This is a genomic window from Ignatzschineria larvae DSM 13226, from assembly GCF_038500265.1.
GTDB classification, from domain to species: Bacteria; Pseudomonadota; Gammaproteobacteria; order Cardiobacteriales; family Wohlfahrtiimonadaceae; genus Ignatzschineria; species Ignatzschineria larvae.
On sequence record NZ_CP150637.1, the window covers coordinates 1,002,294 to 1,020,360 of the forward strand.

At 40.2% G+C, this 18,067-nt stretch carries 14 protein-coding genes; 2 read left to right on the plus strand and 12 right to left on the minus strand.

The window, feature by feature from the left end; translation table 11 throughout:
* Nucleotides 1-553 precede the first annotated feature (553 nt).
* From WMO13_RS04305 to WMO13_RS04345, 9 genes are all read right to left on the minus strand, one after another.
* Entirely contained in the window at nt 554-2,278 is a 1,725-nt protein-coding gene (locus WMO13_RS04305) for an amidohydrolase (RefSeq protein ID WP_026879392.1), read from the minus strand.
* 247 nt (nt 2,279-2,525) lie between these two features.
* Nucleotides 2,526-3,209 carry a molecular chaperone TorD gene (torD, locus tag WMO13_RS04310; RefSeq protein ID WP_051396302.1) on the minus strand — a complete coding sequence of 228 codons (684 nt, stop codon included), beginning with the start codon at nt 3,207-3,209 and terminating at the stop codon, nt 2,526-2,528.
* Between the two features lie 88 nt (nt 3,210-3,297).
* Nucleotides 3,298-3,465, minus strand: coding sequence for a hypothetical protein (locus WMO13_RS04315; RefSeq protein WP_156923293.1), 168 nt, complete (start codon nt 3,463-3,465; stop codon nt 3,298-3,300).
* Between the two features lie 88 nt (nt 3,466-3,553).
* A complete protein-coding gene (torA, locus tag WMO13_RS04320) occupies nt 3,554-6,073 on the minus strand; it encodes a trimethylamine-N-oxide reductase TorA (RefSeq protein ID WP_026879390.1) in 2,520 nt (839 codons plus the stop codon).
* Between the two features lie 46 nt (nt 6,074-6,119).
* Nucleotides 6,120-7,310 (minus strand): pentaheme c-type cytochrome TorC, encoded by a 1,191-nt coding sequence (gene torC, locus WMO13_RS04325; RefSeq protein WP_026879389.1) that lies wholly within the window; start codon nt 7,308-7,310, stop codon nt 6,120-6,122.
* A 228-nt stretch (nt 7,311-7,538) separates the two neighbouring features.
* On the minus strand, nt 7,539-7,712 hold the full coding sequence (locus tag WMO13_RS04330) for a hypothetical protein (protein ID WP_084331529.1): 174 nt from the start codon (nt 7,710-7,712) through the stop codon (nt 7,539-7,541).
* Between the two features lie 282 nt (nt 7,713-7,994).
* Nucleotides 7,995-8,750: an IS5 family transposase gene (locus tag WMO13_RS04335; protein ID WP_342386815.1), complete on the minus strand. Its 756-nt coding sequence runs from the start codon at nt 8,748-8,750 to the stop codon at nt 7,995-7,997.
* Nucleotides 8,751-8,986: 236 nt separating this feature from the next.
* Complete coding sequence (locus WMO13_RS04340) at nt 8,987-9,961, minus strand: M48 family metallopeptidase (protein WP_051396021.1); 975 nt, start codon at nt 9,959-9,961, stop codon at nt 8,987-8,989.
* Nucleotides 9,962-10,283: 322 nt separating this feature from the next.
* Nucleotides 10,284-13,571, minus strand: a complete 3,288-nt coding sequence (locus tag WMO13_RS04345) for a type I restriction endonuclease subunit R (RefSeq protein ID WP_026878124.1) — start codon at nt 13,569-13,571, stop codon at nt 10,284-10,286.
* Nucleotides 13,572-13,866: 295 nt separating this feature from the next.
* Between WMO13_RS04345 and WMO13_RS04350 the strand changes: the two genes are divergently transcribed.
* Together WMO13_RS04350 and WMO13_RS04355 are read left to right on the plus strand one after the other, a co-directional pair.
* A complete protein-coding gene (locus tag WMO13_RS04350) occupies nt 13,867-14,058 on the plus strand; it encodes a hypothetical protein (RefSeq protein ID WP_026878123.1) in 192 nt (63 codons plus the stop codon).
* Between the two features lie 5 nt (nt 14,059-14,063).
* Nucleotides 14,064-14,471, plus strand: coding sequence for a hypothetical protein (locus WMO13_RS04355; protein WP_026878122.1), 408 nt, complete (start codon nt 14,064-14,066; stop codon nt 14,469-14,471).
* A gap of 155 nt (nt 14,472-14,626) precedes the next feature.
* On the opposite strand, the gene WMO13_RS04360 is transcribed toward WMO13_RS04355, so the two are convergent.
* Genes WMO13_RS04360 through WMO13_RS04370 form a run of 3 tightly spaced genes read right to left on the minus strand, consistent with a single transcriptional unit; the run spans nt 14,627 to nt 18,022 of the window.
* On the minus strand, nt 14,627-15,883 hold the full coding sequence (locus WMO13_RS04360) for a restriction endonuclease subunit S (RefSeq protein ID WP_051396020.1): 1,257 nt from the start codon (nt 15,881-15,883) through the stop codon (nt 14,627-14,629).
* A gap of 10 nt (nt 15,884-15,893) precedes the next feature.
* Nucleotides 15,894-17,426 (minus strand): type I restriction-modification system subunit M, encoded by a 1,533-nt coding sequence (locus tag WMO13_RS04365; protein ID WP_026878120.1) that lies wholly within the window; start codon nt 17,424-17,426, stop codon nt 15,894-15,896.
* Nucleotides 17,426-18,022 carry a restriction endonuclease subunit S gene (locus WMO13_RS04370; protein WP_051396019.1) on the minus strand — a complete coding sequence of 199 codons (597 nt, stop codon included), beginning with the start codon at nt 18,020-18,022 and terminating at the stop codon, nt 17,426-17,428. The genes WMO13_RS04365 and WMO13_RS04370 overlap by 1 nt, the downstream gene beginning before the upstream one ends.
* Between the last annotated feature and the right edge of the window lie 45 nt (nt 18,023-18,067).

Below are 18,067 nucleotides of genomic sequence, written 5' to 3' on the forward strand. Positions count from 1 at the left end.
AGTCTCTCAAGAGACCTCTATTAATTAAAACCTCAATATTTTGAGGGGTGAAAAAGTCGCCTCAATAGTAGAGCAACTCTCATTCTAGGGCGACCTATTTATGCCAAAATAAGATTTAATTTTTTTATGCAATTGAGTGAATAGATAATTTTTTATGAACAGATAACCGGAAAATCCCATTTTAGCTGCTTATCGATCTGCTTTTGCTAAGAAGATCGTTAAAAGAATAATTATGGTCAATTTTGTATGGGCAATTGGGTTTAAGAGAAATTGTTTTAAGCAGTGAGTATTAAATTTTAAAAAACATAAAACCATATTAAACAATACTTGCAAGATGCCGAGTAGAACAGTTCATTTGCTTCTTATAACTGATGTCCAGCATTTCCCTAAGCTGATTTTGAATGGATCTTACGATAAAAGAGGGATTCAAAAATAGGTCAAAGGGTTATCAAAAAGAACCACTAACAATCACAAAATGAGATGATCTATTCGCCTACCTATTTTGAATATCTTTAGTGGTTTCTATTCTATTCTATTGACCTAACTGTAGGTTCTATGAGGCTTGATAGACCGTTTTTCCGCCAATGACGGTTTTGAGAATTTTGACATTCTCAATATCTTCCGGTGCATTATCGAGAGGATTGCGATCAAGAATGATGTAATCTGCGAGTTTTCCTGCTTCTAGAGAACCCACATATTGTTCTGCCCCTAACATATAGGCCGCTTCAATCGTTGCAGTGCGTAATACTTCGGTAATGGTAAGATCACGATCGGTATCTAAGCGAGGATTATTCGGTGCTGCACCTTTACGAGTGACGGCCACTTTGAAGTCGTGCCACTCATCTAACGGATCGATAGGCCAGTCACTACCAAAGGCGACTCTCACGCCGGCATCGATAAATTTACCGGCGGTTTCTAAATGTTCAAATCGCTCTTCGCCGAGAATATCCCGCATCTCATCGGCAAATTCCTGCGTATAACCTGCCCATTGATATGAGAGGCAAGGGATCGCTTCTAAGGTTTTAAAGCGATCATATTGATGGGGTGCTGTGAGCTCATTATGCGCTAATGCAGGGCGAATATCTTTGCCAGGTAATGCATTACGCATTGATTCAATCGCATCGAGTGTGACTTCAATCGCACCATCGGCAACCGTATGCATATGAGGATGGAAGCCTTCTCGGCTCACTTCGGTAATAAGACCGGTCAGAATCTCATTAGGGTAGTAGAGATAACCTTTGTTATCAGATGGTTGCCAATTCGGCGCGTCTTTCGTGCCCACATTTTTGCGATAAGGGGCAAGAACGGAGGCGGTATTGATCGGTGATTGCATTACGCCGTCAACGAAGAACTTGGCGTGATGTATAAAGATGCCAGGTTCTACTTGCCATTGTGGATCGGTATAACGTGCAGCAAAGCGTTTCATCTCTGCCACTGCTTGCGGAATATCATTGATAGTTGGTGCTTTATCGGGGGTGATTTCTCTTGCACCAAAGAGGCGAATAGTGAGCTTTTTCTCATCTTTTAATGTGGTAAAAGCATCAAATTGTAAGGGAAGCGCGCGGGCATCCATTACTGTAGTCACACCTTGACTATTGAGTAGCTGCTGTACTTCTTCGGCGACAATGACAGCACTCTCTGGATCTAATACAGGAATACTATCAAAAGCGCGCATTGCCGGCGCATCTTCCATAATACCATTGAGCGTACCATCAGGATAACGACGGATTGTACCATCAACAGGTGTTGGCGTATTCTCATCAATATTGAAGAGCTCAAGCGCGCGGCTATTGGCCACTAAGGTATGACAATCATTGGCAAAGAGAATCACCGGGCGCTTGGTATCGAGGCTATCTAAATCTCTGCGTGTGATATCAGTGCCGAGCGGGAGAACGGCTTGGCGTAAAAATGCGCGTACTTGTAACCAATCATTTTCCCCTTTTTTAGGATCTTGATCGAGATAATCTTGGACAAATTTCAGCGTATCCGCAACGGTAAGACTCGCATAATCGAGGTTACACCCTGATAGTTGTAATCCGCCCCAAAATGGATGGAGATGGGCATCAATAATGCCCGGCATCAACATTTTACCAGCAAGGTCGATCATCTCTACATTTTGAAATTCTAATGTTTTTGACATTGCTGATTTGACGGCTTCAAGTGTTCCTACTGCGGCGATTTTACCCTCTATAATAGCTATTGCCTCTGCAAGTGGCTGTTTTATATCTGCCGTAAAGATGGGGCCGTTGTAATAAATTCGTGCTGCAGTCGATTGCATCGCCAAAACTCCTTTAAAGTAATGAAACAGAGTAATTATTTTCTGATTATAAGTTGATTGCTAAAATGCTGATAATCATTGATTTACGCGTCTATGAGTAGATTTATGAGTAGATCTACTCATAGACAAAGTAAAAACGCTCCAATGGGAGCGTCCTAGATACATTTAATTACCTACGACAAATCTGCAAGATATGCAGGATATGCATTTAGGTATGGGCTATCATACCCTTTTAGGGCTAGATAATCTATGCTTCTTCATTCTGACACATTACTAGTAATTGCCGATCTTCTTTAACATAGGCAAGTAATAGCGCCATTATGGCAGGATAGAATCGGCTTTTTACGGGGACATTTTTCCCTTTTGCCACAAATTGCGGTAACCAACTTAAAAGGGCATCATCGATAAATTGAATCTGAGTAGTGGCGATCTCCTGCATCATTGCCGGATCTTGCGATTGCGGTTTACTATTCCACTTGGCAAGCACTGTGAGAATGACGGCAAGATGATCGGCAGGCTCATTGAATTGTTGATCCACTGCTAATTGATTATCGGCCAGTAATTTTTGCATGGCTGTTTCAATATGCCCAAAAAGGTTACCATCTTTCTCTAAATAGTGAGAAGCATAAGGAAGTGCCGCACGTTTAGCATCTAACAGGAAGAGTGCCGCAAAATCGGCGGCTAATTCTAATTGAATCTCTTTCTGCTCAGTACCAAGATTTTTCCAATCTTCAATCGCTGCTTGCAGTGCGATGGTTTCAGTCTCAAAACCACTTTCATTGAAAAAGGCTAAGAGCGGGGTAATGGCTTCATTTTGATAAGCTTCGATTTGTGCTTCAGTGAGTTCTAATGCAAAGAGGGAAGCAAACCATTGATAAATCTCTGCGCGTCTTGCGGTTAAGGTTGGCCAAAGCGTGTTTATATCTGTCATATCGATCCTTTATTGAGGTGAATGAGTTGAGGGCTGATTGTGCATTTTATATAGTAAATTTGGTTTAAGAAAAATGGCTTTTAAACAGCTATTGTGGGGGTTTAAAAGAAGATAAAATCTGACTTACCAACACTTGCAAGATGCCGGATAGAACAGCATCCTTGTCTCTTACAACCGATGCGCCGGCATTTAAATGAGCTTCTTTTGAACCGATATTACTATAGTGAGTATTTTTGAGGTGTTCCTGTAGAGACATTGATCATCAAAGATAATGGGATCCCTAAATAACTAGAAAGACAATGCCGGGTAGCATTGTCTTTTAAAGTTATTGTGACATCTCGGAATTATGATAATTCTTTGACGATATTGCCATCAGGATCCACCATTGTAGGACCACCAAAGGCAGTAACTCTTGGTGGAATACCTTCAAATTTCTCAAAGTCTACCACACAAGTATTTGCGCTCACCGCTTGCGCGAGTTTTGAGCTACCGATATCTTGTGTTAAAACATTCGCATCACCGTAAGTATCAAGTGAACCGATACGCTCATCAACAGGTCCATACCAGCCCCCTTCGTGGATACGTACAATTCCTTGTGGGTAATCATTTGATAAACGCGCACCGGCCAATAATTGACCACGATCGTTAAAGACCCGAACGAGATCTCCTTCCTCAATCCCTTTACGCATTGCATCAATCGGGTTGATGTAGATCGGTTCACGATCTTGAACGGTATAGCGATCACGGGCACTATCGACTTCACACATCTGTGAGTGTAGACGTTTATCGGGGTGAATTGACTGTAACCAGAATGGGAACTTATCAGATTTAGGGCCGCCATGTGAACGCTCAGATTTTTCCATCCAGATCGGATGACCTTTACAGTCATCGTAACCAAATGAGGCGATCTTACGGCTATAAATCTCGATAAAGCCAGAAGGTGTCCCCAGAGCATTAACCTCAGGATCTTCTCTAAAGGCCGCGTGTTGAACAAATGGTTTACCATCAGGGAAGAGCACATAGCCTTTTTCCCAGAACTCTTCAAAGGATGGCATATAGAAGCCTTTTTGAAGATTCTCGGCATAGCAATCATTATAGAGTTTCTCAATCCATTGCATCTCATTCATGCCTTGGCAATACTCCTCTTCACGACCTAAGCGCTTCGCAAAGTCATACCAAATATCAAAATCAGAACGAGATTGATAGAGGGGATCTACAAGTTTATGCATTGCAATAATACCGCGATTACAGTAAGTACCATACATATCAAGGTCATTGCGCTCATAAGTGGTACATGCAGGTAAAACGATATCTGCAAATCGGCAGGTGGCTGTCCAGTTATAATCGATGGATACAATGGTTTCTAGCTCAAGATATTTACGTTTCATACGATTCTTATCTTGATGACGGGCCCAATGGTTTGAGCCTGAGAATACTGCCATTTTATACGCCGGCAATTTAATACGTTGACCATTAAAATCAATTTCTCGGCCATCAATCGCATCAATTGCCCGTGTTAATGGGATCACTGAAACCGCACCCTTATAATCTTCGCTCTCATATTTTGGTTTACGACCGAAGTCGAGATTGAGAGGGAATGAACCTGGCATTGATGCACCTGTTGCTGTCACACCTGCGCCACTATAGTTGTGCGAGTAGCTAATACCACCACCAGGAAGACCAATTTGACCCAACATAGAAGCGATAATCGCCGCCATCCAGAAAGGCTGTTCCCCATGTTGATTACGCTGAATACCCCAGCCCACCATAATTTGTGTGCGTTTTGAGGCCATTAAGCGGGCAAGCTCACGAATACGATCAGCCGGTACACCACAAATAGGTTCCGCCCACTCAGGGGTTTTCTCAACCATATCTTCCGTCTCGCCTTTAAGGTAAGGGAGGAAGAGTTCAAAACCCACCGTATAAGTATCAATAAAGTCTTTATCGTAAAGATCTTCTTTCCATAAAGTATGGGCAATCGCTAACTGGAATGCCACATCCGTTAATGGATTGAGATACTGATGCTCTGATTTAAGGTATTTTTGCGTTTTGGTAACAATTGGGTCAATTGAGATGACTTGCATTTCACCTTTGGCCACTTTATCTTTGATCTGCTCAAGGTAGATAAAGGATTCATGAGTCTCAGTATTCCAACCAATCTGCAAGTTTTTGATCGGATCCATCGCCCACATCACGAGAAGCTCTGTATTATCAACAATATATTCCCAAGAAGTTCCTTGGATATACACTTCAGTGGTTCCCATCACATAAGGCATAATGGTTTGACCCGCACCTGTGGAGTAATCCTGCATCGTGCCCACACTATTCCCATGCATTTTGATACCGCGATGCATATGGTTACCACAGCTATGGACTTGACCGACAGAGCGCCAGCCCACATGACCACGCATCAAACCGCTTGGTCCATAAGTTTGCTGGATACGCTCCATCTCGTTATACATTAAATCTAACGCCTGATCCCAGCTTACCCGTACGAAACGGTTATCGCCACGTTGACGGCGATCACTATAATGGCCATTTTTGAACCAATCTAAGCGCACCATTGGGTAACGAACCCGAGATGAGTTATAGATAATGCCGGGGATATTGTAGATCAGATCAGATGGGAATTTGTCGAACTCAAAAGGTACCACTTCCGTGACTTTATTACCGACTACTTTAGCCCGGAATGCCCCCCAGTGTGAGCCGGAGAATTTCCAATTATCGAGAATAGAATGTTCAATATTCTCAGCATTTTGGGTGACAACGCTATTTGTATTAGCCAGAACTATAGGTGCAACTAAAGTACCGGCAGAGATTGCAGAGATTGCTTTTAGAAAACCTCGGCGTGAATGATTTTTCATTTTTGACTCCTTAAAATGGATAGATCAATAAGATCTTGCAGATCGGTTACTCAGCTTGATTACTTCTTGTTGAATGTAGCTGTAGATATTTCAAGATAAGTGAAGCACTATCATTATCTAAGTTAGTAAATCCGACCATTCCATTGAAAATACCAGGCCATGTGTTGGTATCAAATTGATCCACTAATGGTTGTTGATGGCAAACACTACAGCTTGCATTATAGCTTGTATCAGCAAAAGTCCAGAGCGGGGTTGCATCTTCAATTAAACCGCCATTTTTGATCCATGCGGATGCTTTCACTTTCTGCCACTCAAGACCGGTAAGTGGATCCTCTTTACTCTCTAAAACTTCGACATACTCATTATTTTGAGCAATCGTTTTATCAAGAATGACACTCATGATATTAAGACCGAAATCCTCATACCAAACGCGGCCATAACCTTTATTTTTGCGCCATAACTCAAACTCGATTAACTCAGCATCCCCTTTTTTGTCGAGGACTTTAACCGCAGTTGCTGTTTCAATCGAACCAATCGGCTCTTGTAATTTCTCATCAAGATAGAGTGGTTGTGGTAATACATTGTAGTATTCATGATTTGCACTTGTTTTGGTCTTATGAGCCGTTGCCATAATGTCATCTAGCGCTGGGTCACGAAGGCGTTCAACTTTTGGTAATTGATGGGCAATCCCTTTATGGCATTCGATACAGCTAATATTCCGTTCAGCTGCGCTCTTCATTTCCATCTGTGCCATGATATCCATCTTGTCGAAATCCATATGTTTGTAATCATGACAAGAGCGGCACTCTTTAGAGCCGTTGGCATTCATACGATCCCACTCTCTTTGTGCTAATACTAAGCGTTTATCGAGGAATTTTTCTCGTGTGCCGATATCGCCGGTAATATGTGACCAAACTTCACGGCTTGCTTGCATTTTACGCGCAATTTTATCGGTAAAGTTGTGAGGAACGTGGCAGTCCGCGCAGTAAGCTCTCACACCCGTTCTATTTTTGAAGTGGACAGTCTCTTGTAATTCTGGGTAGACATTGTCCCCCATAGTGTGACAGCTGATACAGAATGCTTCGGAGTTAGTATATTTAAGCCCCGTATCAAAAGCATTCCAGAATAGAATACCGGCAATAAAACCACCAGTAACTAACACGCCTAATCCAATTCGCATACTAGGGCGAAGGAAGAGATTATAGAGCGCTTGTTTAATGCGTTTAAATGTTTCCATTTAACGACTCCTTTAAAAACAGTGATATAACTTTAAAAAGATCTTATGGAAAATAGCTTGAATATTCATCGTTGATTAATCATTTAATGACGAAGAGAACGCTAATTCTGAATAAATCTGAAAAGAAATCTGAAAGATAAAAAGCAAATAGAAATAGGCAAAATAATAAATTTAACTGTTGATTGTTAAATATTTTCCGATTATGAATAATCAATTAATTATTGATGATTAAGCAGGTGGTCCCCAGAAGAGAAGCTGCATAAACCAGATAAAGAAGCCATAAGCACCAATTGCACAGACTGCCAAAATAGGCAGGATAATAATTGCCAATAGTAGAAAGCTGCGCCATTCTTCAAGTTTTGGAGAGATCTTTTTACTATCTTCTGTATAACTTTTTTTCATTGTATGTCCCTAGAAAAGATGGTTATGATATTTAAATATCAGTCTAAATGACTACGATAATCATAGCTAAAAAAGATAGTTATAGATAATACTATTTAATTATAAAAATTGATATATGCCAATTTTTGTATGATTTTATATAAGAATATTTCTCATTTATTTGAAATATTTTTAATATCAATAAGCTATGGAGATTCCTTAGAAGCGATATTGGGAAAAATACAACTTTGAAAGTATTTTTTGGTAAATAATTAATAATTACTATTAGGGGCTGTTGAACATTCATAACTTCAGCCAAATATAGGCACAAGCTAAAGCAACGTTGTTTTCATAATGTTGTTTTAGCTTGTCATATCTTGTTGCTATACTTCTAAAATGTTTCAGCCTTGCAAATGCATTCTCCACTAAATGCCGAGTTTTATAAATATGCCAGTCCATATGATTATTATTCGTAAGAGTATTCCTCTTTTTAGGAATAATAGCTTTAGCTCCTTGATTTATAATATCTTCTCTAAAACTCTCAGAATCATAACCTTTATCTGCACTAACGTAATCTGTCGTATTTAAATGAACCCTGCTAAGTAGCTCTGGAGCGACCTTGATATCGTGGGTCGTTCCATCTGTTACGATAAATTCACAGGGATTACCGCAAGCATCTACGATCATATGAATTTTTGAACTATTTCCACCAACACTTTTAGATATTGCTTGAGGATTATCTGCGGTTGCTCCTGTGCTATGCTGGTGAGCTCTAATGTGAGTTGCATCTATAAACAGCCATTCATAGTCAACATCTTGTGATAGTTTTTTAAATAATTTCAAGAGCTTGTTATTTTTAGACCAACGACTAAAAGTTTTAAAAATAGTATTAGGTCGCCCAAATTGCTCAGGAATATCCCTCCAAGGAACACCTGTTCTCATTCTAAATAGAATACCCTCAACGATATTTCTTAAATTTGGTTTGTCATAGATATTCAAATCTAGGAGAATAGGCTTCAGTTTCAGCCATAGTTTATCTGTAAGCATGGTTCGAGACATAGCGAGAGGTAGGTTTTTTTTGACGATAATATTCTACCGCTCGCTTTTTTTATTTTGAACTGCAATGTTCAACAGCCCCTAGTTATAATGTTTAATTTTATTACTAATTGTAAAAAATTCAGAGAAAACAAGTGACAATATCTCAATTTGTGCAAGAGAGCTATAAGCTTACGAAGTGAGTTACTCTTGATTTATCGACACAATATCAACGCAAGAAAAGAGATTATTTGTAGAATTTACTGCAAATAATATCCTGCCATTCTCTCTAATCGGGTACTTATTGTGCGCCATTTAGGGCAGTGCTGTGCCAATAATTGTGAATAGTGATCTCTATCGGTATTTCGCATCGGTAGTTGCAGTAATTCACAGAGTATCACGTAATCAATAATCTCTTGATCTGCTTTAATAAGATGGATATTAAATACAAGCGTATTACGTTCAGCGTGATATTCGCTCCATTGCTGCGTCATCCAGGATAATGCTAATCGGGGGCAATGATGATGACTCAGAATTTTGGGGGCAAGTGCAAGGAGGCGCGCTTGAAAATAGGCTTCTGCCTGAGTGCGATACCAGTCATTTAATAATGCTGCAATATGAGATTGGGCTTTATTGAGAGTATAGATTTCTAAAAGGTCGTGATGATGTCGTACATATTCCTGCGCGCTACTATTTTGGGATGGATGATTTTGTTGAGGATGGATCGTTTGCATTGCCGCTTTTATTGTCTTTAGATGATCCACCATGGCAATATGTGTCGGATCGAAAAGGTCGGTTACAGGCTCATGGGTAGCCTCAAAGAGATCTCTCATGCTATTTTGATCGCTCTCTCTATTCACCGCTTGTTTTTTGAGTAGCAGAGATGGCTCTGTATGCTGATTATCGTCCGTTTCAAGCGGGAAGATCTTCAATTGATAGCGCCGGCCGAGATAGAAATGGCTCTCACCACTAATATAGCGTCTAGGGATAATATGGGCATCTTGCTGTTTTAAGTCTTTTAACTGTTCAGAAATCCAACGGGCTCGTTTTTTAACCGCGTGAATAACGGTAGCATCACTTGCATTGCGGGGTGCGCGAGCAATTACCTGATGATTCCGATCGATCTCGATGGTAATCCGTTCTGATTGAGATTGATCCTGCCGGAGAAAAGAGATCTTCTCTTCACCATAATAGAAAGAGAGTTCCACTTCTTGCAGTGGATCTAACAAGTTCATAAGATTCTACCTATCAAAGTGGTTCAGCTGTAAGCTATCTATCATAACGAAAAGAATATCTCGCAGTTTTGTTAAGTACTGAACCTCGAGCATTCTTAATTTTATCGTTATCCTATTCATTGTAATCATGACAATAGCTGAGAGCCACTCTGCAAATAGCTGATGCGCTCTATCTCTTTTATGATGAAATCCATTTCATGATCCTTTGGTATTGGTGATTTTGATAACAGATGAGCTTAATGATATATCACTAATTGATAGACCACTAACGGATATGTCACCGAATATAGGCTACGTATAGACCGCGAATTATACGCGACTACTATCTTCCATGAGAATGTAAGCCTACACGAACAATTTGAATAATCTGTTTTAGAATCTCTTTTGTCTGTACCATTCCAAAGCCACTATTCTTACACTCTTTATAGAGAATTGGTAAGAGCTTTTTCTGAATATCGGCTTCGATATTCTCAGGATTGATAGAGTGCTCTGCAATCGCTTGATCGACCACTTCATCTACTGTCAAAGCAAGCTTAGCCCAATATTCGATGACTTGGGAATCATTCACTTCAAAAATCGTGGGTAGTTGTTGCTTAAAAATACCAAAATAAGCCTGAGCCTGCCGATTGCCGGCAAATATCTCGGTGGGGATCTCTTCTAACTCTCGTGTGGAAATCTTCTCTTCTAATTCTTGAAAGATCAAATATTGTTTCAAAGAGTGATCGAATAACTCTTTTGTCTTTTCGATCGTCTCTTTGAGCAGCTCTGAAAAAGCCGCTTGCGCGTAAGGATCATCCGCTAGATCTTGTTCAATCATCCGAACAATCCGATTTTTAAGAATACCGATCTCATTTTTTCGCTTCGTCTCATCCCAATCTTCCGGCGAATCCGATTTCCCTAAATTCACAACCTCATAATTACCATTATGAGTGGTGATATCAAGCCCCACGACATGTTTATCAAGCAGCTTTTTGATCTTGCCAGAGTACTCGTCATAATCAATCTTCTCGCCGGTACTCTGCTGCACTAATTGCCGTAAACTAGAGAGTTGCTTGACCGTCTCTTTATAGTGCCGGCGTTCTGCTTCTGTAAAACTGGTATCCTTGAAAAAGGCCATCGATTGCAGTGCAATCTTCAGACAGCTAGCAAATTCTGAGAGCGCTTCATAGAAGTCCTCCCGGCGCTTCTCATTAAGATCAACCATCATGCCATCTATTAATTCCATTTTAGGAATCAGAACATTTTTCAGCTGCTCAATATCTTGCTTATTTTTTACGCCATCAAAGATCGACCAGAGTTTTTGATAAAGGGCAGGGAGCTTCTTATATTCATAGCCCATTTGATGATATAGCCCTTGTAGATCCTTGATATCATAGCCACTTTGCGTTTTTGCTGCTAGGTCTTGATATTGAGCAATCGTAATATCAAGCTCTTTTAAAATGCCACGATAATCGATCAATAGTCCAAATTCTTTTTGATCATGTAAACGATTGACCCGCGCAATAGCCTGCATTAAATTATGCTCTTTAAGGGGTTTATCAATATAGAGTACTGCATTTTTCGGTTCATCGAAGCCCGTCAAAAGCTTATCCACGACAATGAGTAACTTAAGCGGATCATAAGGATCAGCAAAGCGCTGAATAATCTCTTCAGTATATTGGCTCTCATCCTGTGAGCCCACATTCTCTTGCCACCATTTTGTGACCAGCGGAATATCCTCTTCGTTTAAGCTCTCATTCCCCTCGCGCGTATCCGGTGGACTCATCACAATCGCCGATTCAAAAAGCCCCACTTCATCGAGAAACTCTTTATACTTAATAGCGGAGATTTTACTATCACAAGCTAACTGTCCCTTCAATCCCTCATCAATATTTTGATCAAAGTGATTGGCAATATCGAGAGCAATCAATTGAATACGATCTTCGGCGCTATAGATCGCTCCTTTGCGGGAGTATTTCCGCTTGAGATCCGCTTTCTGCGCTTCGGTTAAAGTTGCTGTAATCCGATCAAACCAGCTATCAATGGCACGTTCATTTACCTCTAATTCAGGAATACGCTCCTCATAGAGTAATGGTGTAACCGTCTGATCCTCTACCGCCCGTTGCATGGTATAAGCATGAATAATCGGACCAAATTTATTCGCTGTTTTATCTTTCTTCAAAAGTGGCGTGCCGGTAAAGGCGATAAAAGCTGCTTTCGGTAATGCTTGACGCATCCGAATATGATTCTCTCCTCCTTGGCTTCGATGTCCTTCATCAATTAATACAATAATATCCGAGCTATCATTGAAGCACTCTGGGTATTTAGTTGCCGTATTAAATTTTTGAATAAGAGAGAAGATAATACGCTCATTACCTTTGCCGATCTGTTCCGCTAAACGCCGGCCGGAAGTTGCCATTGCGGCTATTGCATCTTTCTTATGCGCCAATGCACCACTTGCGCGGAACGTTTTACTGAGCTGTTTCTCCAGATCTACCCGATCTGTCACCACCACAATGCGACACTGTTTCAATGCATCATTTAAAATTAATGCTTTGCTCAAGAACACCATGGTAAAGGATTTGCCAGAACCTGTGGTATGCCAAACCACACCGCCTTCGCGGCTGCCATCAGCCCGTTTAGTACTAATCCGCTCTAATAAGCGGCGAATACTAAAAAACTGCTGGTAACGGGCCGCAATTTTACCCGAACGATCATCAAAGATCATAAAGAAGCGGGTCAATTCCAATAATCGCTCCGGGGAGAGAAGGCTTATCAATAAGATATCTTGTGCTGTCACATCGAGCATTTCACTCGTCCAGCTCTGAAACCAAGTTTTATCTGCGTGTTTTCGATCTTGAAAGAGTGTTGTGAATGCTGCTTCTGAGAGCTTACGATTTTTGATCTCTCGTATTGTTGTTTGTGAGATATCCTCTTCACGCCAGCTTGCCCAAAATTTCTTCGGCGTGCCACAAGTGGCATAGCGACCATCATGGCCATTAATAGAGAGCAGCAATTGACTATAAGCAAAGAGCTGAGGAATCTCTCCATGACGCTGATTGCGAATCATTTGAGAGATCCCCTCATCAATGGTCGGCCCTTTATTGCCTTGCGCATCGGGGCGCTTTGCTTCAATTACACTGAGCGGAATACCATTGACAAAGCAGACAATGTCCGGCCGGCGAGAATCGGCTCCTATACGTGTCACAGAGAATTCTTCTGTTACCTGAAAGCAATTATTGTTGATCTCTTCCCAATCGATAATGGCAATCGTGGGGTTAATCTTCTTTCCATCCACAAATTCCGTCACCGAGATCCCATAGAGCAGGTGATTATAGATCTTTTCATTAGCCGTCAACAGCCCCTCATTCAACGCCGGCTGGCTCATTTGTGCAATCAGATAATCGATGGAATTTTCCGAAAGAGGGTAGCATTTGCCGGCATATTGAAAGGTGCGCGTCTGCAATACCGCTCGCAAAGTATGATTCAAGATCGCCTGATCTAACCGATTATCCCGCAGCTCAAGCGCCTCTTTCGGCGAGATCAACTCCCAGCCCAAGTGACACAATAAAGCTAACGCCGGAATCTTCGCACTATACTCTTCTTGAAATTTAGGAATAGGGTAGGTCATGGTTTCCTCGTGTTGTTCTTCTCTTAATTAAAGATCAATTTATGGATTAAGTTATTATTAGGATTTTACAACGTTATCAAAAATAATATTATGCGTAGTTATTTCTTAGGTATATTCAAAATATTAAATTAGTTTAAATTAGTGATACCTGCAATACAAAGATATAAGACCTTTTGAAAGTTTTGACTGGTGTATTGGGTTGGTATATCATTTGTTTAGAAGTTTAGGGCTTGTTCATAAAAATTATTGAAGCATTTACCCCTAAGCTTTTTTATTATAAGAAGAGAGGTTCAATATGGCTAATAAAAAAGTGCTAAGACCAATCAATAAGGAAATTGTAAGTTCTAAAGAATTTCTTACTATTCTTAAAGAAGATAAAGAAAATATTAAACGTAGTCGATTTGTGATGCCTAAATTAGGTAGTTCTAATTTGTCAGGCAAATTTGAAGTAGAGTATAAATTTTCTAAATTAAGTGATGCTTATTAAATAGAATGAATCAGCACAATAATGACAACTCCTCCAAGAATCCACGTGTAGATAAAGAGTTATTACACAAGTTCTTGAGTTTACAAGAACAATCACTTTTAAATCAACAAAGAGAATTTGATCTTAAAAAGCAAGAGCTTGATTTGAAAAGTTGTGATTTGGAAAACCAAAAGCAGTTAGCGCATAAGAATTTAGACTTATTAGCGGATGATTTAAAAGATCAGAGGAAATATAAGTCTAAACTATTGTGGCAAGGGATTTTTTTTGGAATTATTTTTATGATATTCCTATTGGTTCTTGCTTATTTTGGGAAGGATGAAATTATTAAAATGGTATTAACATTTATTGTGGGGGCTTTATCAGGAGCGGGATTCACAAGATATAAAGCAAACCAAGATCAAGATTCTCAATAATAATTTTAAAAATTTAACCAAATAGATCTATTTTTGCCATTAGTGGAATTGAAACCCTCCAATATTTTATAGGAGGGTTTTTAGTTATTTGAATTTATGATAATTACTACAATCCCCAAGCCACCAGTTTTCAGCAGCATTGGGGATTGTGTATTTTACGCCACTTTCACTCGGCGTTTGCCGGTGAGGAGTTGTTGCATTAGGGCTTTCTTTTCTGCTTTGAGATATTCGAGTTTCTCGGTGAGAAGTTCGATCTCCCGATCGGCAGTGGAAAGCACTTCGGCGATTTTTTGTTGTTCTGATAAATTTGGTATCTGAAATATTAATTGCATAAAATTATTTTTTGATAGATTAAACCTGGTTGATCCCTGGGCTAATATAGATATTTTTTTACGTGCCATAGCTCCTCTAAATAAATATTGAGCAAATTCAGGAACTATTTGGTTTTTATTTTTAAAACGTATACCGAAACAAAAAGAATTTAAATATGTATTTATTTTTGGTTCAATAAGCAAAACAGAAGATAAGCCTACTTCATCAGGGGTTTCTGATGATGTTGTAAAAAATACATCTCCTTTTTTTAAAGTAGTTTGCTTTTCATTTGTATCAATATTAACGTAATCACATCTATCTAATTGCTTTATTCCGGACTGAGAATAAACATTCATGTAAGTAATAAAGGGAGATCCTGATCCAAAATCTGCTTTAGTTTTTCCTGATAGCCCATTGATAGTTTGTGCCACATCCCCTAACTTCACCTTCTCCCACTTCCCACTAAATCGCTCGCCATTCTCATCGAGGAGGCGTTTTTTGCCGGTGAGGAGTTGTTGCATTAAGGCTTTTTTCTGCAATTCCGCATTGGCAATGAGCTTTTCAGTGGAGTCAATCGCTTGATCCCAAGTGGAGAGAATCTCGGCGATTTTCTCCTGCTCGGCAAGGGGAGGAATATTAATATAAATATCATCTAAAACGGTAACGCTTAAATTAGGTGGATCTGTTCCCTTTAGAGCCTCATTAATTTTTCTTGCGATATAATCAGATCTAAATAACTGGTAGATGAATTCTTTAACATTGTCATTTTTGATATCTATTCTTGCAACTCGCTGATTTAATAAAGAGGTATCATTTGAGTTAATTTTTGCGATTTTTAGTTTATTATTTAACGTTGGACGAGTCATTGCCACGACTATGTCATTTTCTTTTAAAAGATAGCGTTCGTATTCCTGTCTATAATTTATTGGGAGAAAGCTTTCTTCATTCCATTTTATTTTTCCTATACCAACATTTGCAATTTTTAACCATCGTATTCCATTCTCTTGTTGATCTTTACTTTTAAAAGCAAATCCATTAAATAGAGAAACTAGATCTGAGCAGGAGCCGTTTCTCCATTGATTTTGAGTTATTTTACTCATTGTTTTCCTTTTATTCGTTATATCCCAATTCTTCTAAATACTGATCCATTTTCGCTTCTAGTTCGGCGAACTCTTTTTTAAGGGCTAGTCGTTCTTGGCGAACGGCTTCAAGGTCGATTACTTCCTCTTCTTCAAAGGTATCCACGTAGCGGGGGATGTTGAGGTTGAAATCGTTCTCGGCGACTTCTTCAAAGCTAGCTAAGTAGGCATATTTATCGACACTTTCCCGCGCTTGGTATGTCGTGAGGATCTTCTCGATATTCGCTTTTGAGAGATTATTCTGATTCTTGCCGGCTTTAAACTCTCGGCTGGCATCGATAAAGAGAATATTATTATCCTGTTTATTGGTTTTGAAAATCAATAACGCCGCCGGAATGCCGGTGCCGTAGAAAAGTTTTTCAGGTAGCCCAATCACCGCATCGAGCAGGTTTTCTTCGATTAACTGTTGTCGAATTTTCCCCTCGGATGATGCGCGGAAGAGTACGCCATGAGGAACCACAACTGCCATTCTACCGCTATCTTTTTTGAGCGTTTCAATCATGTGAATCACAAAGGCAAAATCGCCACGAGATTTCGGCGGAACGCCTCGTTTGAAACGATTAAAGGGATCATTTTCCGCGACTTCTTCCCCCCATTTGTCGAGTGAAAATGGAGGATTAGCCACGATAACATCAAAGTGGAGTAGGTTGCCATTTTGATCAAGGAGCTTTGGATTACGAATTGTATCGCCCCATTCAATTTTGTGATTATCTTCACCATGGAGGAACATATTCATTTTGGCAAGAGACCAAGTAGAACCGATGGCTTCTTGCCCAAAGAGCGCGTAATTCTTGCTCTGATAATTTTTCTGAATTTCTTGACCACATTTCATTAAGAGCGAGCCAGAACCGCAGGTTGGGTCACAGATCATATCGCCGGGAACGGGGGCCATCAGTTGTGCCATCAGCTCAGAAACTTCCGGCGGCGTATAGAATTCACCGGCTTTCTGACCGCCACTTGCGGCGAAATGTTTAATCATAAACTCAAACGCATTCCCGATGACATCGAGATTACCCACGCGACTTGGTTTGAGATTGAGCGCATCTACATGGAAATCTTCTAATAGTAGGCGCAAAATCGTATTTTTTTGAGCCTCTTCACCGAGTTTATCGCTATTGAAAGAGATATCTTGGAAGACACTTTTGCCGGCATCGCGAAGTTTGGTACCATTCGCTTCTTCAATGGCGTGAAGTGCTTGGTCGATTCGTTGCCCATTGCCGGGCTCATTACGTTGCTCATAAAGCGTGTAAAAACTTGCTGATTTAGGGAGAACAAAACGCTCATTTTTCATCATCTCTTCAATCAGTTCCGGCTCATCGCCATATTCCTTTTGGTAACGATCATAGTGATCTTGCCAAACATCGGAGATGTACTTTAAGAAGAGCATCGTGAGAATATAATCTTTATAAGTATCGGCGCTGATCGTGCCGCGAAACGTATCGCAAGCGGAGAAGAGCGCATTGTTGATTTCAGTTTGTTGTACTTTTTCTTTGTTATTATCCATTATAATGAATCCTTTACGGTCAGTTGTTGAGCAAGACTATACATGATTTGTCGGTTTTTCTCGATCAGTTCTGTGAGAATGTGCTGTTCTTGACGATGAATCTGATCAAGGGCAATGATCTTCTCTTGATAAGAGAGATCGGGTAGGGTAATTGGCGTGGCTTCTAGTAATCCTCGGCGTAGCGTTTTGACGAGTGAGCCTTCTGCTTGTCGTTCAAAATATTGCTGACAAGGGCCTTGATTAAGCTGCCAAGCTACAAATGCCGGAATCGCATCTAGTGTATGTAAGCGAATTACAAAAAAGTTCGAAGAAGCTACAAAGCGTTCCCCATAAGGAGCCGCCGCTTTTGCATCGAAAAGAGTGGCTGAGTAATTCCCCCGTAGGGAGAAGAGGATATCCTGATCTTGGAGCAGATAGTGGTCTACCTTGTTGCCAATATCGGTCGATACCACCTGCTGATAAAGAATCCCCTCCGTTGCAGAGATATCTTTCGGCTGGATCATCGGCACACCCGATAGATCCTCCTCCATTCTCCCACGCAACGCAACGCCAAGATTAATCTCGGCGATAGTTGATAATTGTATTTTTCTCTTCATATTTTTCACAGTATCCATGATAATGTATTTGGTTAGTGCGATTAT

What these genes read in the sequence shown, in the direction of transcription:
- WMO13_RS04330 (WP_084331529.1), bottom strand. Translation starts at nt 7,712, where the DNA reads ATGAAAAAAAGTTATACAGAAGATAGTAAAAAGATCTCTCCAAAACTT.
- WMO13_RS04360 (WP_051396020.1), bottom strand. Translation starts at nt 15,883, where the DNA reads ATGAGTAAAATAACTCAAAATCAATGGAGAAACGGCTCCTGCTCAGAT.
- WMO13_RS04370 (WP_051396019.1), bottom strand. Translation starts at nt 18,022, where the DNA reads ATGAAGAGAAAAATACAATTATCAACTATCGCCGAGATTAATCTTGGC.
- WMO13_RS04350 (WP_026878123.1), top strand. Translation starts at nt 13,867, where the DNA reads ATGGCTAATAAAAAAGTGCTAAGACCAATCAATAAGGAAATTGTAAGT.
- WMO13_RS04335 (WP_342386815.1), bottom strand. Translation starts at nt 8,750, where the DNA reads ATGTCTCGAACCATGCTTACAGATAAACTATGGCTGAAACTGAAGCCT.
- WMO13_RS04305 (WP_026879392.1), bottom strand. Translation starts at nt 2,278, where the DNA reads ATGCAATCGACTGCAGCACGAATTTATTACAACGGCCCCATCTTTACG.
- torC (WP_026879389.1), bottom strand. Translation starts at nt 7,310, where the DNA reads ATGGAAACATTTAAACGCATTAAACAAGCGCTCTATAATCTCTTCCTT.
- WMO13_RS04365 (WP_026878120.1), bottom strand. Translation starts at nt 17,426, where the DNA reads ATGGATAATAACAAAGAAAAAGTACAACAAACTGAAATCAACAATGCG.
- WMO13_RS04345 (WP_026878124.1), bottom strand. Translation starts at nt 13,571, where the DNA reads ATGACCTACCCTATTCCTAAATTTCAAGAAGAGTATAGTGCGAAGATT.
- WMO13_RS04315 (WP_156923293.1), bottom strand. Translation starts at nt 3,465, where the DNA reads ATGTCTCTACAGGAACACCTCAAAAATACTCACTATAGTAATATCGGT.
- torA (WP_026879390.1), bottom strand. Translation starts at nt 6,073, where the DNA reads ATGAAAAATCATTCACGCCGAGGTTTTCTAAAAGCAATCTCTGCAATC.
- WMO13_RS04355 (WP_026878122.1), top strand. Translation starts at nt 14,064, where the DNA reads ATGAATCAGCACAATAATGACAACTCCTCCAAGAATCCACGTGTAGAT.
- WMO13_RS04340 (WP_051396021.1), bottom strand. Translation starts at nt 9,961, where the DNA reads ATGAACTTGTTAGATCCACTGCAAGAAGTGGAACTCTCTTTCTATTAT.
- torD (WP_051396302.1), bottom strand. Translation starts at nt 3,209, where the DNA reads ATGACAGATATAAACACGCTTTGGCCAACCTTAACCGCAAGACGCGCA.